At 51.2% G+C, this 18,456-nt stretch carries 18 protein-coding genes, 2 tRNA genes and 2 pseudogenes; 10 read left to right on the forward strand and 12 right to left on the reverse strand.

Annotated elements, in window-relative coordinates; all coding sequences use genetic code 11:
• Positions 1-6: 6 nt before the first annotated feature.
• Both IPG22_20325 and IPG22_20330 read right to left on the reverse strand, forming a co-directional pair.
• Positions 7-2,478 carry a polysaccharide biosynthesis tyrosine autokinase gene (locus IPG22_20325; GenBank protein MBK6590633.1) on the reverse strand — a complete coding sequence of 824 codons (2,472 nt, stop codon included), beginning with the start codon at positions 2,476-2,478 and terminating at the stop codon, positions 7-9.
• 12 nt (positions 2,479-2,490) lie between these two features.
• Complete coding sequence (locus IPG22_20330; GenBank protein ID MBK6590634.1) at positions 2,491-3,474, reverse strand: SLBB domain-containing protein; 984 nt, start codon at positions 3,472-3,474, stop codon at positions 2,491-2,493.
• Positions 3,475-3,652: 178 nt separating this feature from the next.
• On the opposite strand from IPG22_20330, the gene mutS reads away from it, so the two are divergent.
• Positions 3,653-5,773 carry a DNA mismatch repair protein MutS gene (gene mutS / locus IPG22_20335; protein ID MBK6590635.1) on the forward strand — a complete coding sequence of 707 codons (2,121 nt, stop codon included), beginning with the start codon at positions 3,653-3,655 and terminating at the stop codon, positions 5,771-5,773.
• Positions 5,736-6,323 carry a hypothetical protein gene (locus IPG22_20340; protein MBK6590636.1) on the forward strand — a complete coding sequence of 196 codons (588 nt, stop codon included), beginning with the start codon at positions 5,736-5,738 and terminating at the stop codon, positions 6,321-6,323. The genes mutS and IPG22_20340 overlap by 38 nt, the downstream gene beginning before the upstream one ends.
• Before the next feature lie 142 nt (positions 6,324-6,465).
• Here IPG22_20340 and IPG22_20345 read toward each other — a convergent pair whose 3' ends face one another.
• Positions 6,466-7,464 (reverse strand): hypothetical protein, encoded by a 999-nt coding sequence (locus tag IPG22_20345; GenBank protein ID MBK6590637.1) that lies wholly within the window; start codon positions 7,462-7,464, stop codon positions 6,466-6,468.
• Between the two features lie 135 nt (positions 7,465-7,599).
• On the opposite strand from IPG22_20345, the pseudogene IPG22_20350 reads away from it, so the two are divergent.
• From IPG22_20350 to IPG22_20385, 8 genes and pseudogenes are all read left to right on the forward strand, one after another.
• Positions 7,600-8,640, forward strand: a pseudogene (locus IPG22_20350) (N(4)-(beta-N-acetylglucosaminyl)-L-asparaginase).
• 182 nt (positions 8,641-8,822) lie between these two features.
• Positions 8,823-9,122: a hypothetical protein gene (locus tag IPG22_20355; GenBank protein MBK6590638.1), complete on the forward strand. Its 300-nt coding sequence runs from the start codon at positions 8,823-8,825 to the stop codon at positions 9,120-9,122.
• Positions 9,049-9,891, forward strand: a complete 843-nt coding sequence (locus tag IPG22_20360) for a hypothetical protein (protein ID MBK6590639.1) — start codon at positions 9,049-9,051, stop codon at positions 9,889-9,891. Before IPG22_20355 ends, IPG22_20360 begins: the two co-directional genes overlap by 74 nt.
• 144 nt (positions 9,892-10,035) lie before the next feature.
• On the forward strand, positions 10,036-11,241 hold the full coding sequence (locus IPG22_20365) for an ABC transporter substrate-binding protein (protein ID MBK6590640.1): 1,206 nt from the start codon (positions 10,036-10,038) through the stop codon (positions 11,239-11,241).
• Positions 11,226-11,660 carry a hypothetical protein gene (locus IPG22_20370; protein MBK6590641.1) on the forward strand — a complete coding sequence of 145 codons (435 nt, stop codon included), beginning with the start codon at positions 11,226-11,228 and terminating at the stop codon, positions 11,658-11,660. Before IPG22_20365 ends, IPG22_20370 begins: the two co-directional genes overlap by 16 nt.
• 142 nt (positions 11,661-11,802) lie before the next feature.
• Positions 11,803-11,877, forward strand: a tRNA-Gly gene (locus IPG22_20375).
• Between the two features lie 92 nt (positions 11,878-11,969).
• Positions 11,970-12,044: transfer RNA gene (locus IPG22_20380), tRNA-Cys, on the forward strand.
• A 231-nt stretch (positions 12,045-12,275) separates the two neighbouring features.
• Positions 12,276-12,863, forward strand: a complete 588-nt coding sequence (locus IPG22_20385; protein MBK6590642.1) for a hypothetical protein — start codon at positions 12,276-12,278, stop codon at positions 12,861-12,863.
• Positions 12,864-13,002: 139 nt separating this feature from the next.
• Here IPG22_20385 and IPG22_20390 read toward each other — a convergent pair whose 3' ends face one another.
• The 9 genes and pseudogenes from IPG22_20390 to IPG22_20430 form a co-directional block, all read right to left on the reverse strand.
• Entirely contained in the window at positions 13,003-13,248 is a 246-nt protein-coding gene (locus IPG22_20390) for a hypothetical protein (GenBank protein MBK6590643.1), read from the reverse strand.
• Between the two features lies 1 nt (position 13,249).
• A complete protein-coding gene (locus IPG22_20395) occupies positions 13,250-13,861 on the reverse strand; it encodes a hypothetical protein (protein MBK6590644.1) in 612 nt (203 codons plus the stop codon).
• A 20-nt stretch (positions 13,862-13,881) separates the two neighbouring features.
• Positions 13,882-14,118: pseudogene (gene terL / locus IPG22_20400) on the reverse strand (phage terminase large subunit).
• Complete coding sequence (locus IPG22_20405; protein MBK6590645.1) at positions 14,106-15,317, reverse strand: hypothetical protein; 1,212 nt, start codon at positions 15,315-15,317, stop codon at positions 14,106-14,108. The pseudogene terL and the gene IPG22_20405 overlap by 13 nt, the downstream one beginning before the upstream one ends.
• Positions 15,280-15,717 (reverse strand): hypothetical protein, encoded by a 438-nt coding sequence (locus IPG22_20410; GenBank protein MBK6590646.1) that lies wholly within the window; start codon positions 15,715-15,717, stop codon positions 15,280-15,282. Before IPG22_20410 ends, IPG22_20405 begins: the two co-directional genes overlap by 38 nt.
• A gap of 111 nt (positions 15,718-15,828) precedes the next feature.
• On the reverse strand, positions 15,829-16,224 hold the full coding sequence (locus IPG22_20415) for a hypothetical protein (GenBank protein ID MBK6590647.1): 396 nt from the start codon (positions 16,222-16,224) through the stop codon (positions 15,829-15,831).
• Complete coding sequence (locus tag IPG22_20420; GenBank protein MBK6590648.1) at positions 16,221-17,945, reverse strand: DUF3987 domain-containing protein; 1,725 nt, start codon at positions 17,943-17,945, stop codon at positions 16,221-16,223. Before IPG22_20420 ends, IPG22_20415 begins: the two co-directional genes overlap by 4 nt.
• Before the next feature lie 63 nt (positions 17,946-18,008).
• Positions 18,009-18,152 (reverse strand): hypothetical protein, encoded by a 144-nt coding sequence (locus IPG22_20425; protein MBK6590649.1) that lies wholly within the window; start codon positions 18,150-18,152, stop codon positions 18,009-18,011.
• Positions 18,142-18,351, reverse strand: coding sequence for a helix-turn-helix domain-containing protein (locus IPG22_20430; protein MBK6590650.1), 210 nt, complete (start codon positions 18,349-18,351; stop codon positions 18,142-18,144). Before IPG22_20430 ends, IPG22_20425 begins: the two co-directional genes overlap by 11 nt.
• Between the last annotated feature and the right edge of the window lie 105 nt (positions 18,352-18,456).

Genomic DNA, 18,456 nt, shown 5'->3' on the forward strand with positions numbered 1-18,456 from the left:
ATCAACTTATTCGCCGCGATCCGTGTAATTGCTGCGGTGGTAGTAGCTCTGATAGTAATAGTAATTGTCTTTGTTATTTAGGTTTACGTTGTTCAGTACGACGCCGAAGATCTTCGCTCCGATCTCCTGAAGCATCTGACGCGAACGCTTAACGACCTGCCGCGAACTTCGTCCCGCGTGAACCACAAGGATCACTCCGTCAACCATCGAAGCGATCAGTACACCATCCGTAAACGACGCGATCGGTGGCGAATCGATGACGATGTGGGTGAATTTTGTCCCTAAAATTCTCAACAGCGAAACCATCTGCTCTGAGCCGATCAACTCTGCCGGGTTCGGTGGGATCGGGCCCGAGGTCATGATGTAAAGCTTGGTTTTTTCGTCCTGCTTGATCGCTGAATTGACGTCCGTGTCGGAAAGTTCGCTCGCGAGCATCGAACTCAGTCCGATTCCATTCTCGATATTAAAGATCGAGTGCAGTCGCGGCCGACGCATGTCGGCATCAATGATCAGGACCTTTGCTCCGGTCTGGGCAAGGCTGATCGCGGTGTTGGTGGCGATAGTCGATTTCCCTTCTGATGGCAGACTCGACGAGATCAGCAGCGATTTCGGAGCGTGGCCGGCGGTCGAAAGCAGGATCGACGTACGCAAATGCCTGTAGGCCTCGGCAAGCGACGAACGCGAATCCGCCGATATCAGCAGCGGCGATTGCGGATTTTCGTCCTCGTTTTCAGTCGCACCGACCAGCAAAAGCTTACGCTTCGGCACCGAATCGATTGATGGGATAGCCGCGAGTGCCGGCAATTGCAGGTAATTCTCGATCTCCTCCGTCGTGCGGATCGTATCGTCGAGGTATTCGAGAAACAGTGCCAGGCCCATTCCGAAGAGCGTCGAAAGGAATAATGCCGCCATAACAGTGACAAATCGGCGGGGTGAAACTGCAACCTTAGGAGGAATGGCGATCTCGCTGACGCTGATGTTGTTGTCAGAACCTTGCGAAGCAACGTCATTGCCGCTAACCTGTTTTCTTAGATTTTCAAGAAAGCCCTTTTTGCTTTCGATATTCTGTTGAAGGAGTTTGATGCTTACCGCACTCTGATTCTGTCCCTGTGCCTCTCCAAACTGTTTGTTGAAATCGACCCGGATCTTGTCTTCTTTGTCTTTTGCTTGTAAATATTTCGTTTTGAGATTATCGAGCAGAACTTTTGACGTTCTTTGCCGAAAAGCCTCTATATCTTGCTTCGATTTCTCGAAGGCATTATCAAGAGACTTTTGATAGCTTTCGATCTGGACGTCGATCTCCTTTATCTCTGGTGTGCCCTCAAAAAATTCCTGCAATCGCAGAGCTCTCGTCTGGCGAAGGTCGGCGATCTTTCTTAGAGTATCGGTTTGCAGCGAGCGCAAACCGTTCTCCTGTTCGGTTATGTAGCGGGCGGATTCGGCCTCGGCAAGCGATTTAACTTTTTCAGGCGAATTCGCGACGGTCAGGTAATTTGCCTCGGCATTTTTTCGTTCATTTTCCGCGATAAGAAGATCCTTGTTCAGGCCGCTGAGCCGGTCAATGACAATCGTTTGATCGTTTTCGGTTTTCAGGATCCCGGCATTCTGTGTCAGGTTGACTAGCGCCTGCTCATCGTTTTTTAGATCGGATTCGAGACTGGCGATACGTTCCTGCAGGAAGTCATTAGTTTTGCGATTCGTTCCTGTTCGTTTTTCTTGATTGGCATCTGTAAATGTTTTAGCTATAGCATTTACGACAAAAGCCGCGAGGTCGGGGTCGGTGTGACGGAACATGATCGCGATCAGGCGAGTATCCTTTACCGTGGTTCGCGATTCGCGGATTGGTTCGGTTACTAGGTTCTTTTTGATCGCATCAACGTACGGTGCGAGACGAATGGCTTCGGACATTTCTTCCGAATTCGCGAGCGATGCCTGGAGGGCTTGCGAATCGACCGAGCTTTTCTTTTTCTCGGTATCGTCGGTTGCGAGGCCGAGCGATCTCAACGCCGACCGCCATGCGGAGACTGATTCCTCCGCCTTTGCCTGTTGAAATTCTTTGTTCGTGTCGAGGTTGTATTCCTTTATGACGCGGCGGATCAGTCCGTCGCTGCCTAAAAGCTGGAGCTGCGTGTTAATGTATGCTGGATCGGAATTCATCACTGATCGCTGACGATCGCTCGTGACCAGGTCAGGATTTACCTGTTCGAGATCGACCTGCACACGTGCCTCTGCCTGGAAGATGCTCGGACGACGTGCCATGTAGATAGCTGTCAGCGTCGTAACCAGAACCGCAATTCCGATCACAAGCCACAGTCTTTTGCGGATCGCACGCCAGTAATCAACGAGCTGAAATCCTTCGCTCGTCTGATTGTTCCGATACGACGGATACTGCCCGACCGGCGAGATCGGTGGTTCGAACTCACGGACGAGATCGACGTCGTGCAGCGGATTTCTAACAATTTCGCGCGAATCTTTCATATCAATGGCTCTCTACGGGATCCGATAGATAGCGTTCGGGATCGTTCCCTTGAGGGAATCTACAAATCCCATAAGTATTGACTTAGCCTTATCTTCCGAGACGGCAACGATATCGTTCGGCTGCAAAATCGGATCGATCGCTTTTCGCTTCTCTATCTGACCAAGGTCAACGATAAATTCTTCACGCTCGGTGCTGCCATCTTTCTGCCGCAAGATCCTGATCTTGTCCTTCTTGGCCGCACCCTTTAACCCTTCCGCCGAAACTATTGCCTGCGTGAGGGTTATAGGTTCTCGAGTCTTGAAAGCTCCCTGTTTGTTCACGTTGCCGTAGACGTAAATTATGTCAGAATCTAACACTGAGACGACATCGCCCGGCTGGATCCAGAACGTACTCTTTCCCGAGAGAACATCTCGGACCTTAAATTCATTGACCGACACCGTATTGGCGTCGTCAGCACGCGTATCTGGCTGCTGGCAAACAGAAATACTCCCTTGACGAGCCACGATCATTCGCGTTCCAGCTTCTTTGTTTGGGCCGCCCGCCATTCCGAGCAGTTCGAGCAGGTGCACGCGACGGTTTAGATAGTATGTCTGAGGCTTTTCTACGAACCCCAGAACCATCACGGGCTGAGACATTTGCTGGGTGACGGACACCCTAATACTCGGATTCCTAAGATATTTTTCCTTGTAGGCAGCGGTTATGTCATTTGCGAGTTCGAGCTCGGTTTTGCAGACAGCAACCAGGGGTTTTTCAATGCGGAAAAGTTCGATCGTACCATTTTGGCGGACCGGTACCGTTTGATTTAGATCAGGATGGCGGTCAACCTGGATGCTGATTATATCCTGATATCCGATACGGTACCGTTCATTGGTCTGAGTCGAAGCAACCGTCGCTGCTGAGGGTTCCGATTTGGGGTCTACGGTCTGACCGATGACAATGCCACCGGCCAAAGAAACGGAAAGAGAGAGAGAGAATAAAAAACGACTGCTCCTCATAAACGGACTCCTTATTTGAGCAAGATTTACATTTGAGCAAGATTTACTGGCTCAAAACATTCGCGTAGACACCATTTAACAAACAAAAATAATAACAAATGCACGCTGCTTTGGAAACACAAGTTTTGAAAGTCAGCGTAAATTGGCTAAACTCTGAATCACACTAAGCACAGCAAAAATGGAAACCACGACGCCGATGCTTCGGCAATATCTCGAGATCAAAAAGCAGTATCCGGGGACGATCCTGTTCTTTCGGCTCGGTGATTTCTATGAGATGTTCAACGAGGACGCGATAGTTGGCTCTCGCGAACTTGAGATCACTTTAACGGCAAGACAGAAAGACTCGCCAAACCCAATCCCAATGTGCGGTATCCCTCATCACGCCGCTTCGACTTACATCGCGCGTCTCGTCAAGAAAGGATATCGGGTCGCGATCTGTGATCAAACGGAAACACCAACGAAAGGCGTAAAGCTTGTAAAACGCGAAGTTGTGCGTGTGATAACGCCCGGAACCGCCATCGATCCGCAGCTTGTCGAATCGAAAGATTCGGTCTACCTAGGCTCGGTTTATGGCAGCGGCGAGACCTTTGGGGCGGCGTTTTTGGAGACTTCGTCGGGGCATTTTTCGGCTACAGAGATATCAGGCAGTGGCGCGTGGCAGAAGGTTTCGGCAGAGGTAGACTCTTACGCACCACGTGAACTATTATTTGCTAAGTCGTTAGAAAGACAAGTCTTTTTAGCCTTTGCCGGCTCGGCAAGTATTGCAACACAATCGCTTTTTGGTGATGCCGGACGATCTAGGGGCTCGGATTCGTCTTCTATCACGTTGACGCCGATCGATGATCAGAATTTTGACCTGAAGGACTCCGAACGTCTGCTCAAAGATCAGATGGGCGTCAAGGAACTTTCCGGCTACGGAATGGGCGGCAAGAACGCTGCGATCTCCGCTGCCGGGGCGTGTTTACGGTATGCGCAGGAAACTCAGAGAGCGACTGCCGGCCACATTTCGGAGATCAACTATTTCGAATCGAGCGATTTTATGGTGCTCGATGCGGTCACGCTGAGGAATCTGGAGATCTTCGAATCTCGCGGTGAAAAGAGCAAAAACACCCTCTTCGGCGTTATCGACGAATGCGTTACCGGCATGGGTTCGCGGCTTTTAAGGCAATGGATCGCTCGGCCTTCGCTGAAACGCAGTGAAATACAGACCCGTTTGCTCGCGGTTACCGAGCTTTCGGATACGATCTTGCGGGAGAAATTGCGGTTCCTGATGAAGGAGGTCAGCGATCTCGAACGCTTGATCGGGCGGTTGAATCTTGGGACGGCAACACCTCGCGACCTTGTGGCTTTGAGGCGTTCGATCGGGCAATCGCCGTTGGTCAATGAAACGCTCGCCGACGCTAAATCGTTGCTTTTACAGGTTCTGGCGGAAAATATTTACGAGCTGCCTGAGATCCGCGACCTGATCGACCGCTCAATCAGCGACGAACCGCCGGTCAATCCGGCTGATGGAGGTGTGATCCGGGATGGCTTTGATGCCGAACTGGACGAGCTGCGAAACATATCAGTTTCAGCCAAGCAGATCATCGCATCGTTCGAAGAACAGGAACGCGAGCGGACCGGAATTTCGAACCTGAAGATCCGCTTTAATAACGTTTTCGGCTACTACATCGAGATATCGAAGGGCAATATTTCGAAGGTTCCGGACGACTATGAACGCCGCCAAACCCTTGCAAATGCAGAACGTTACACGACTCCGCAGCTCAAGGAATGGGAAGAGAAGGTTTTGGGTGCGGAAGAGCGAATACTGCAGATAGAGACGGAATTATTCAAGCAGGTGAGGGCGACGGTTTGTGCCGAAACCCGGCTTTTGCAATCGACTGCGAGGGCATTTGCGACGCTGGATTGCCTGTGTGCTTTGGCCGAAACGGCGGCTCGGCGAAATTATGTTTGTCCAATTTTGCACGATGGTGATGAGATCCAGATCAGGAACGGTCGGCATCCGGTGGTAGAGGCTTCGCTCGGTTCGTCATTCATTCCGAATGACCTGCTCCTCAACAATTCGACCGACCGAATGCTCATCATCACGGGGGCGAATATGGGCGGTAAGTCCACTGTTCTCAGACAGATAGCGATCATACAGATACTCGGGCAGGTCGGTTCTTTCGTGCCCGCAACCTCGGCGAGCTTGCCGATCGTTGACCGGATCTGGACTCGGGTTGGAGCCTCAGACGACCTCGCTTCCGGGACGTTCGACGTTCATGGTCGAGATGACGGAGACGGCGGCGATACTTCATAATGCGACGCCGCGAAGCCTCGTTCTGCTCGACGAGATCGGGCGCGGAACGTCGACTTTCGATGGCCTCTCGATCGCCTGGGCGGTGGCGGAACACCTCCACAACTCGCCCGAACATTCCGCAAAGACAATGTTTGCAACACATTACCATGAGTTGACTGAGCTGGCGGAGAACCTGCCGGGAGCCAAGAATTATCAGCTCACCGCGACCGAAAAGGACGGCGATGTGGTATTTCTCCACAAACTCCAACCCGGGAAAGCCTCAAAGTCCTACGGTATCGCCGTCGCCAAGCTTGCCGGCCTGCCAACAAAGGTCATCGAACGCGCGAAGAATGTGCTGGAAAAGCTTGAAAAATATGAACTTGCGGTCTTTGCAGATGAGAAGAAAGAAGGCCTTGCGAGGGCCGCCGGCGGCCGGTTGGCCGCGCAATATTCCCTCTTTGCCGTGACCAACGAGAACGCGATAGACGAACTTCGCAATACCGATGTCAATAGCCTGTCTGCTGACGAATCAAAGGAGCTTCTGGCCCGCATACGCGACAAGATAATTTAGGCTCGTTTGGTCGACGCGGGTCGTGATCTTGGTCGAGCAATTTTGCGAGTTTGGTAGAGGTAATTTGGAGATTGGTCGAAGGTTGCGGAAAAAATACGTGTCTTGCGGGTAAGTGCGTTTATCAGCACACCAACTAATTCGACTATAACATCTCTATCGGAACCGTTTTCATCGGCGGTTTTATCGATAGCATGATGGCATCACTGCCTGATGCCTTGATCTCAATGGCGATACCTCTGATCGTTTTGGCCTTCCAAGCGGTGCGATTTTGAGCGATAAGGACGATTGAATTATCGAGCCAGGCATCGGCGTCGGGCCATTCCGGGAACAAATCCCTAATAATTTTTGAAACGCCGGCTTTTTTGGCCGAGTCAATGCTGCCATCCGGCATAGTGGTCGCCGTGATCACGATGCTCGTTTCGGCGAGCTCTCGTTTCACTCCCCAGATCTCAACTTTTAGTTTTTTGTCGGGCGAGATGCCGCGGCGAAGGCCGCTGGGTTCTGTGGAGACTGATCGCTGCTCGATCGCGAGGGATTCGAAGATATTCGACACCATCTGATCGTAGGATGCGACCGATCCACGACCTGCGGCCGTCTGAACCTTGGCCATTGATCCCGAATATCCGAACCATAGTGAAGCGTAACCTCCGCCGGTCGCGACGCCAAATTCTTCCCAAGGCATCGACTCGAACATCCCTTTGTTCAGAATTATCGAACTGTGCATCTCGCTTTTTTTCCAGGCGGCAAGGGCCGAGCCCAAGTCAACTCTCGAGTTCGTCGTGCCGTAGAGGGTCTCGTAACCGTCGCCTGTGTAACCGGAATTCAGGCGCCGCGGAGACTCGATTTGGCAGGGCCAGGTTTTCTTATCTCCTATGTCATACGGGCAATTGCTCCAACTGTGGGTGATCGTCTTCATGTTCTGATTCAGATCCAGCACGCGGCGGTTCGCGACCATGCTGAGCGAGGCAGAGAGTTTCACTGCAGGAAGGCCGTTCTCGGTGCGGTATTTGTTGATCGTGTCGAAAAGGGTCTGCTCATCGGGCGAGAGGTTATCGCCGGAGCAGTTCCTGGCGGTGAAGATACTTGTACCGGTGCAGTTCTCAGGCGACTGAGCGTACTCGTTCACGTTGAAAGCTGCCACAGACAAAAGGACTACAACGAGAAAGCGACAGCTGAGTAAGGACATCCTCTCATTTTCTAATATTTCAGAATTTAGTCAACAAAAACTTCATTATGAAAAGGTATTTCTGCCGAAACTCGTATTAGAATAAAAAACATGACAAATCGCCGAGATTTTTTAAAGAGTGCGGTCGCTTCTCTACCGATCGCTGCCGCCGCGAATTCGACGTTCGGGGCGGACAGATCCGCAAGATTCGCACGGCCGCTGGTTGTCTCGACATGGGACAGCGGAATGAATCGAACGCGGCTGCCTGGAAGATCCTGTCGGCCAAAGGCAAAGCCATCGACGCGGTCGAGGCCGCCTCTCGTAATGCCGAGGATGAGCCGAGCTGCTGCGTCGGGCTGGAGGCATATCCGGATCGCGACGGCTTTGTGACGCTTGACGCGTCGATCATGGATCATAAGGCAAATTGCGGCAGCGTGATGTTCGTCCAGCAGATCAAACATCCGATCTCGGTCGCGAGAAAGCTGATTGAAACGACGAAACACGTCGTGCTCGCGGGAGACGGGGCAACACAATTTGCCGTTGAAAATGGATTTGAATTGATGCCGCGGAAGCTCTCGGACGATGCTGAAAAAGAGTGGAAGAAGTGGCTCAAAAAATCTGAATACAAACCTATCATCAACATTGAGAACCGCAAGGTCAGCCAGAATGAGCGGTCGGCGCCGCCATTTTTTGATAGCGGAGCGGCCAATCACGACACGATGGGAACGATCGCACTCGACGCGAAGGGCGATCTTTCGGGTTCATGTACGACGAGCGGAATGGCGTTCAAGATCCACGGCCGCGTTGGCGATTCGCCGATCATTGGAGCCGGGCTTTTGTTGATAACAAGGTCGGAGCCGCGACCAGTCCCGGTGTCGGCGAGGACGTGATCCGCATCTGCGGCACGCACCTGATCATCGAGCTGATGCGTCTCGGCTATACACCGACCAAAGCCTGCAAAGAAGCTATCCGCCGCATCATCGACCGCGACCCAAAAACCGCCAAGGAAATGCAGGTCGGTTTCATCGCGATCTCAAAACCGGCGAGGTCGGAGCCTACGCGATCCAGAAAGGCTTTACGTATTCGTTACGGAACGCGACGACGAATAAGGTGTTCGATTCGGACAGCCATTTTAAGGCCAAGCCACAGTAGCCACGAAATAACACGAAAAGGGCACTTTCCTTTTTTAGTGGTTCTTTCGTGAACTTTCGTGGTTACTATCCTCCCCGCTATACTTTCGCTACACGGCTCCGATTGGTAAACTGCTCTTTTGCCGTTTTCCTCAAATTGAACGATGATCGAGCAACTCCAGTTCCCTTTCGTTAGAACAAAAGATCGGGCAGTTATTTTTTATTGGGATCGCCGGGCCGGAGTTGGACGAGCCAACACGAGCTCTTCTGGCGGAAGTTTCGCCCGGCGGGGTTTGTTTGTTCGCTCGAAATATTAAGAGCTTTGAGCAGACCCGCGACCTGCTCGACGGCATCCGCAGTACTTCTCAAATCGAACCATTTCTCAGTATCGATCAGGAAGGCGGCCTAGTTGACCGACTTCCGGAGGATAATGACGCCGATGCCGGCGGCGAGCAAACTTCCGTCTGCGGCGAGTGCTGCGGAGCAAGCGGCGATCATTGGTGAAACGCTCGGTATTCTCGGCTTCAATATGGATTTTGCCCCGGTTGTCGATGTGATCGATAAGGAGCGGGGTACGCATTCGAACGGGTTGTTTTCGCGAACCTACGGGGCGTCAAAAACTGATGCGACGGAGTTTGCAGGTGCGTTTCTCGACTCGCTTCAATCAAAAAATATCATCGGGTGCCTCAAGCATTTTCCGGGACTCGGGGCCGCTCAGGTCGATTCCCATGAGGAACTTCCGGTCGTCAGTATATCGGCCACCGAACTCGAAGACACAGACCTTTTCCCGTACCGCAAACTCTTACAAACCGCAGATGTTCACGCCGTCATGGCGGCTCATGTTTGTTTTCCGGACCACCCGCTTCAGGAAAAAGACGCTAACGGGAAGCTTTTGCCGGCATCTTTAAGTTATAGTTTTATTACAAAATTGCTCCGCGGCGATATGGGGTTTGACGGTGTTGTTATCACCGACGATCTCGAGATGGGAGCGATCATTCGAAATTACGGCATCGGCGAGGCCTGCAAAATGGCGATTCTCGCAGGCGTCGATATGCTTGCTATCTGTGCCGGCCCTGAGAATATTCGTACTGGATTCAGAGCGGTTTGTCAGGCGGTAGAAGCGGGCGAGATCTCGATGGAACAGATCGACGCGTCGCTCGCACGGATTGCTAAGCTCAAGGCTACGATAGCCGCTCCGCCGATGTTTGACGAGCTGCGGCTAGGTGAATTATCTGCCGCAACGGCAGCGTTGGCGGCAAAAATTTCGAATTAAGCCTTTGCGGTCTTTGCACCCTTTGCGTCTTTGCGGGAAACTAAGCCGGTCAAGGATTTTTCCGCAAGGGAGCAAAGTAAGCAAAGGCCGCTAAAGAAAGCATAAAAACTTGCCCGATAAGTTTTGTTTGGAGGAATTATCGTTTTGCGTAAATTATTTTTGTTGTTGTTGATCCTCTCCTTTTTTGCCACCGCATCGACCTGCAGACGACGGAATACAGATGCTGTGACGGTTTCTCTGTCTGAGAAATTCACGGCTTTTGACACGCTCACGTCAGCCGCATCAGATGTGGCGGCAGAACGCGTCAAGTCATTGATGTTCAATGCTCTTGTTAAGAAAGACGCAAATTTCGACTACGTCGGTGAACTCGCAAAGGAGATCAAAACCTCAGAAGACGGCAAAACGATCACGTTCGTCCTGCAGGACAATGTAAAGTTCCACAACGGCAAAGCCTTCACCTCGGCCGACGTTAAATATACGTTCGATGAATTGTTCAAGAGCAATGGTTTTAAATCCGGAGCTTTCTTCGATACGGTTCCTGACGATTCCTCGCCTGCTGCTACGCCGCCGAAAACAATCGATAATTCAAACGGGGCTAAAACTCCGGCTGAACCAAAGACCAAGCGAGTCGCTCACATAAGCTCGATCGAAACGCCTGACGCCAAAACGGTCATTTTCACTGTCACACGTCCCGCTCTGCGGAATCAGCTCCTCGCAAATTTGGTGGCGATCCCCATTATTCCGACGGATTCGGCAGCTCAGCAGAAGGACACGCCGGTGGGCTCCGGCCCGTTCAAATTTGTCGCCTTTGATGCTTCGCAGAACATTGTTGAACTCGAGGCAAACACTGAATATTGGGACGGTGCGCCGAAAATTCCAAAGCTTCGTGTTAAGACCGTGACTGATGCACAGTCGCTTCAGAATGAACTGCAGGCCGGCGGCGTGGACATCGCTCCGCTGCCAACCAACCTGCCGCCCGACGTGCTCAAGGCGATGAATGGTTCGGGTAATCTGAAGGTCGATCAGTTCGATGGGTCGAATATTCAATATCTTGTTTTTAATGCTCAATCCCCGCCGCTCAACAATCCGAAGATACGCCAGGCGATCGGTTATGCCATAGACCGGCAGAAGATCGTCTCGCAGCTTTTATTCGATCAGGCAAAGCCCGCCAGCTCGATCCTGCCGCCGCAATCTTGGGCATATTCGCCCGGAACTCATTACACATTCGATCAGGCAAGATCGAAGCAGCTATTGCAGGAAGCCGGATACAAAGGCGAACCGATCACGTTCAAATACGGAGCCGGTAACGCAGCGACAAATCATACGCGCAGGTCATTCAGAGTGCCCTGAACGACGTCGGGCTCAATGTTCGTATCGAAACGCTTGAGGTCAATACCATCCGCCAACAGCTCGCACAAGGCCAGTTTCAGATCTACACCGGCCAATGGGTCGGCGGAAATCAGGACCCGATCTTTCTTCGAGATCTGTTCAGCTCGACCAAGATCCCGGGCGGATCCGTCTCATGCTGCAACCGGAGCCGCTATCAGAATGCTGAGGTCGATAAGCTTGTCGAAGAGGCTGTAAATTCAGTCGACCGCGCAAAAGCCAAGGAACTGTATGGCAAAACGTGGGACATCGTCAGCAGCGAACTGCCGCTATTACCGCTTTGGTATCCGGGAAATATGGTGGTCTACAACAAGCGGATCGGCGGAATAAAGATATCCCCGAACGGCGATTGGAGCTTTATTAAGGATATTACCGTCAACTAGTTACAGTGCAAGATCCGCGCGTCGGCAAGGTCGAAACACCAACTTGGAGGAATCGCCCCTTGCTCATCAGGCGGGCTTCTGCAAATTCCTGGCCAGGCCGCTTGACAAATAGTTTCGTTCGGGTAAAATTATGGTTTGCCACGCGGGAGTAGCTCAGTGGTAGAGCGCGACCTTGCCAAGGTCGAAGTCGCGAGTTCGACCCTCGTCTCCCGCTCCATATCAAGGAGTAGGCAGTTAGCAGAACGTGAGTAGGCGGTAGAGAAGATCACCTGCCGACCGCCTTCCGCCAACTGCCTTCTCTTATTTAACGGCGGCGTAGCCAAGTGGTAAGGCAGAGGTCTGCAAAACCTTTATTCATCGGTTCAATTCCGATCGCCGCCTCCATCTAAACTCCCTATTTATAATAGTTTACGGACTATTTGATTTGGAGTCCATAGCTCCCAAAATGCGCCCTGTATCTAATAATGTAACCATTTTCCCAAATGGAACGCCCTTCCGTTGTTTTTCCGGTTGCGAAGTTAGGTGAATTTGCGCTATCGTTCCCGCCATGAAGCCCTTAATTCTCACGGTGATATTATCTACCCCTGCCTTTGATTTCAGGGCAGGTTAAAGACGATGACACGATGTAACATATGCAGCTCCTACGTTGCCGACGAAATGGCTTTTTGCACGAATTGCGGCGAACCCCTAGAGTTTGAGACAGTGATCCGCCCGGCGGCCACAGCTGCGAGTTTTGAACTAAGCGAACCGCCGAAAAGCAAAAAAGTCGGCGTGATCGCCGCCGGGATCGCCGGGCTTTGCGTATTTGGCGGCGTGTTGTATTTCGTGGGCAAGGGAACTGCGGAACCAAAGATCATAGCGGTTCCGGTCAATCAAATAGTTTATGTAACACCAACGCCGCCGCCGCGAACTCCCGAGCCAACGCCCGAAGTTGTCAGAACGCCAAAGCCAAAGACGACACCGATCAGTATTGACGAAATGAGAGAACGATACGACCGCATCGATCCACCGATCCCGGCTAATCGGCCAATAGCGAACGCCAACGCCAACACCTGGAATAAAGCAGCAAATGCGAACACTTTGCGTAGGCCGCCGTTTCGCGGAGCAAAATGTGAGGACGGCACAACGGACAGTCGTCCGTTGTACGACGCCCGGCGGTTATGTGAAGGACACGGACGGCCAATTCAATTTTGGACGTGGTAGTTATCTCACATACGAAACAGTGCTATAAAGATTACACAACCAAAAACGTCGGGCATCTTCGAGCCTTCGGCAAAAAAAGAGCGTGTAATCGTACACGCTCCAAATTTCAGGAACAAACAAGCCTTTCGGGCAGTTAGGGCTATCCCCTAACAAACTCTGCTTTTTGTGGGCCGGTCATCGCGTCCCATTGGCCGCGTGTGATCGTTTGCCCGGATTTGGAAGTCATTGTTTCAAGTTCCGTCGGTATCTCCACTTCGATTTCGTCGAACAGTCTCCCGCCAAGTTTGATGAAGCGGGCCTGATCAGGCAGCCCCATTGCTGCCCATTGCTTTCGGCTCATGGGTTTTGGTTTGTCGTCGGACAGTGTTTTGTAGTCGTAGCTCATATTAGTTTGTCTCCATATTCATTCTTGCTCTGATAGCAACTTCTTTTTCCGCAGCCTCTCGCTGTTCCCTTTCCGCTTTCTCTCGCAAGTAAGGGACCTTATTCAGCATAATGAGACGATCACCGTCTTCGGCAATTCCGACTTGGTGATCCTGCGTTCCGAAGTAATTACGGACGTATATTTCTTGGCTAGGCGATGCGGCTAAAGATAACAGACGTTTGAAGGGTAGCGGCTCCGAAGACGCCTGCAAGGCCGCGAAACATTTACGACGAATTGCTACCTGTTCCGCCTCAATAGCAGCCTGTCTTTTGATCTCTGCCTCGCGAGGTATTGACTCTTTCGCAAGCTCTAAAAATGTCGTTGCCTCAGCGACGCGGTGGCGTTCTAACGTGGCGTTCGCCTCTGCCTTCTCGGCTATGGCTATCGCATCCTTTACCTTTAGTGTAAGTACCTCGATGTCAGGTGGCTGCGGTTCTGGTACTTGCTCATTATGGGCCACCCAACCCGCCTTTCGACGTCTCGGTACATCTTGAACGGGTACGTTCAAATTTTGTATCACGCCGCCGAATGCCCGCGTCCGCATGCTTAAAAATTTCACTTCGTCATTTTTCATCTAACTAACTCCTTTGTTGATTACATTCTAAATTCGCAGAACTCCAAGGGTCGATAGGTTGCTATCCGATTAAATGCCAAAGATAAGGCATCAACCTGGTCATCATGCCGCCCGCGTGGAAACTGTCTCATTTCTTCTACAAACTCCGCGTTCCAGTCCCCGCGAACTATGCGGAAATTCCCGGCATTGATCTGCGCCGATAACGGGTCCGCTCGAAGTTCCTTTGAACCTGAAGTCTTTTCGGTTAATACACTAAAACCCCAAGTAACTTAACGAAGGCTTGTGCTGAATCCTTGCCACCGCTACCGGGTTCCTGTTCACCGATCACTCGACAATTGAGTCCGTCGATCTCAGCTATGTAACGAATCATCCGATCGCGTTTCGCCGTGTCCCATTGTCCCCGGCATACGTCTTCAATATAGAAAACCCCGTCTTTCCCTTTCGACACTCGAACCCCTGCGGTATAGTCCCCGCCGCCTTCGGTTGACGCCTTATCCCAACCCCGCCATCGCTGCGAAACTATTGCAGGAACCGCGTCAACAAACTCAAATTGGCTAACGTCAAAGAGAACACCCGCCGGAGAGGTAGGCCGTTGCTGATACATAGCCTCGAAGTGATAGCCGCCGATCTGTGATCTTTTATGTGCTAGTGTTTTCGCCGTGTACCGCTCCGGGCAAAGTGCTTGCCCTTCTCGTTCGCGAAAATCAGGTTCGACTATGCAGCTTTCGGGAAAATCATCGTTGGCCTCGAATAACGCGGGCAATGAAACGACATGCCAGTTCTCGTTTGATGTGCTTTGCCTTTCGTTGTGGATTAGGCGTCCTATAAGGTCGTCTTCATGCCATCGCGTCCCCATTACCACTATGGCCGCATCCGGTTCGGTTCGGGTTGAAAATGTCGAGGCGTACCAGTCCCAAACCTTATCGCGGACGATGGCGGAATTCGCTTCTTCGGCATCCTTAACAACGTCGTCAATAATTCCAAGATCAAACCCTTTGCCAGTGATCGAACCGCCGACACCCGCCGCGAACATGCCGCCGCCTGCAAGCGTTTCCCAATGCTTAACGGCCCCGGCGTCCGCGTGAGTATCAAAGCCCGCCCTTATGTAGTTCTCACGCGCCGCACGGCTTAACGTACCGGCGAGTTCGTAAGAATAGCTCGTAAGGCAGACAAAGTGACTCGGACGACGAGCAAGGTAGTATGCAGCAAGAATCCGACTAACAAGTTCGCTTTTTCCATGACGAGGCGGCATCTGAATAATCAGGCGTTTGATCTCACCTGAAACGACACGTTCCAAAACATCCGCCAATAGTTCGCAGTGCCGATAGAACTGGAATCGCGGATTCACATAGCAGGCGAACGCCTTAAGGCTTTTGCGTGCCTCGATCTGTTTTTCCCTTTCGTCTTCGCCGCTTCGGTTACGCTTTGCTATCAGCGTTTGAACCGCTTGGTCCATTAGTGGATTCGACGAGTAATTTTGCTTCCGTGAAAACGTCATCTTGATCTAAACCATAGGCAAGGGCTTTTTCGCGCCAGTCCATTATTTCCGTTTCAAGTTCAACCCGAATTCCGGCTTTGCCCTCTAGCCGGTCATAGAATTCCTTGATCGCCGGCAAATTTCCGTCGATCGCCGCCGCTATCAGTTTCGAGGCAATAAGTTCTTCAGCGGATAGCCCGGACTTCGGGTCCACAAATGCCCTTGCCATGCGTCTAAGTGCCGAAGTGCCTGACTTCGATCCCTTCGGACGGCCTGAAGGGTTGCCACTAACGCCGGGACGCCACCCGAACGGGTTCCCTTTCGTGAATTTGCCTTCTCCGTTGCGTCCGTTGATTTCCGGTTGTTCGATTCGTCCCATACCGTTGATTTTATCATTAGAAATACTAATATATCAACGTAATTCTTATTAGCCTAAAGAATGTATAATTTTCTCGGTTTTTCGCAGTACCGATTTGGCACATGTTTGTTTTCAAAAGTGCATCAGTGCTTCTGTCAGGTAGCGAATATCCCTAACATAAAGTTCGGCTTCTTCTTCAGTTCGCCCTCCGTCATGTATTAGGATCGCGATTCTTTCTTCGCACAATTCATCGAACTTCGCCGATAACTCCGGGTCGTTTCGGACTTGTTCGAGTTTCGCGTTGTATGCGTCGATAGCGTTAAACTCACTGATCCTGCGTCCGGGTTCGTTAAGACAATCCCGCACGATTCCAACAATCAATTCTTCGTCAGATTTTGGGATAGGTACTAAAACGGTACTGTGATTAACTGCGAAAATAGGGTTATCGCAGTTTTTCGCGGTTGCGTTTTCCTGTAAGTCCGGATTTTCGCCTTCGGCCTTTGCCTTAAGTCTTGCCGCCCATTTCATAGATTCACCCCACTTTCGAGCGATGAATGAATCAGGTATTTTGCGGTAGGCCGTCCGGGTTTTTCTTTCGTATCTAATTGCAGCAAATAACCGTAATCGACAAGTAAGTGCAGCACATCGTTGACAGTGTCATTCGTCTTTAGTCCGCTCCATCCTTTCCGCTTTACGTCATAGGCTGTAAAGCCTGACTTTAGATCGCCTTTCTTGATCTTGCCTAGAACAACCCGCGCGAGGTCGTATATCTGATTTTCGCCTAGTGCGAAGACGCGCCGGGCGTGCATGGTCAACACCTCGACGTAAGCCAATGTTCTCAGAAGTGTTTCCGATGAAATTTCGTCACTGATCGCCGGGCCTTCGCTTTCGAGCATGTGAAATATCAGGGCGATTGCTGAACAGCTCTTTTCCATCTTGTAGAGATACGCCGCGAAAGGTGCATCCTCGACTTGTAAGCGTTCGGCCTCTAATTCGATTTCTTCCTTCCATTCGTCGAAGATTGCCTGTGCCTCCGTGTTAAAGCGGATCGCCCGGAACTTTTGCCCGCTGTCACTAATATTCACGCCGCCGAAGTCATTGGACGCAAGGGCCGCCAATAACCGATTCGCCGCTTCAAACCCTAATTGCATCCGCTCCCGGTCGCTCGGTGTCGCTTTTGAGGTTTGGCGTGGCGTGTCAGGGTAAGCGAATATAAACCGCTGAAGAAAACCGTCCGCGTCATCATTCGAATAACATTCGGCGATATACCTTTGCAGCTTGGCAGGCTGTACGCCGCCAATTATTGAAAGCGTGCCGGATGTAAGATATATCTCCCGGTTTTCACTGACGCGGTTCATATCATAAGTGATCGCGCCTTTTGCAAGTTCTAGGATTAACTGACGGGCCGAACGGTCGTATTCGGCTTCTAAGGCACGAAGAAAGCCCATTAGTTCGTCACGGGTTTGGACAAAACCATTCGGGTTTTCTAACAGAAATTGAATGAGTTTTGGTGTGGTGCAATCGTTTGTTTCATAGCGCCGCATTGTTGGTCGCTCGGGCCGTTCTAGTGACGCGATAGCGTCCTTATAGGCGCTCTTTGTGTCAGCTCCATTCAGAGTTTCCTTTTCCTTCTTTTCGTAGAATTTGAGGTCGATCTCGTATTCTGCCTTTAGTTCGTCATAGGCCGCCTTCGCAATGGACTGAAGCTGTAATATTGGCTTTCGGGTTTCGTCTAGCGCGGGCGATTTTTTGGTTGATGGTAGTCCAACAACCGCCGCATAAAGATTTGGTACGACAAACCACGGATTTGTATTTTGCGGACGTATCCGAACCCGCGAACCGATAAGGCTCCCTGCGAACACGATCGCGGAAAGTACAAGAAAATCGAACGGGCAGCCGATCAGTTTTGACGCGGGCCGCAGCCATTTGACAAGGACTTTCGGCAAATAGTCATCTTCCAGAATCGGAACGGGTTTGAGGGTTTGATCTAACGGCCTTGGCGAAGATTCTACAAAGTTTATTTGATCTTCGATGGCATCGACGCTGACGTGCTTATTAGCCGCCCTTGGCCGCGTTTGGACCGTCCGGAATGGCTCGTCATTTAGAAATAGGTCTCGAAACTCTAAACCCACAGCGGAAAGGATTTCGTCCGGTGTGCATCCCGCAAAGCAATGAACGAGAACCTTATCGTCCTTCTCGGTAATGCTCAGGCTCGGCGACTTGTCATCGTGGGCCGGACATCTCGCCATAATGCCTCGACTTGTCTTTTTAACGCGGTCGAAGCGTGATAGAATCATATCTAGTTTGTACATTTATCTCCTGTAATCGGGCCGCCTGCCAGCGGCCTTCTCTTTTGCCTCAAGATATTTCGCGTAGGTCAACTTCCGCTCGTCCGTAACTCGAACGCAGAACGCAACCGCCGCGCGTGAATTCCAGCGTTCAGATTTATCGCTCATTTCTGTTCCCCACGCCTTTCCTCAAAAAATCCATAAGGTCCGATTCAAGGATGCGTATTGCACGGCCAAATCGCGTTACCTTCAAGTCCTTCGCTTTCACTCGTTGTCTTAGGTATGGGACGGATAATCCGGTTCGTTTTTCTACGTCCTGTAGAGTGTTGGCTAACGGTGTAAGTTCTTTGTTATTACTCGTTGTCATCAAGTGTTGCTCCTTATTATTAGTTAACTTGCACCACGAATCTATTCGTGATAATCTCCAGTAGCACTTTAACTACTGTGGACGGACTCAAGCGTAGACAGTATT

Source organism: Acidobacteriota bacterium (assembly GCA_016703965.1).
Classification (GTDB): domain Bacteria; phylum Acidobacteriota; class Blastocatellia; order Pyrinomonadales; family Pyrinomonadaceae; genus OLB17.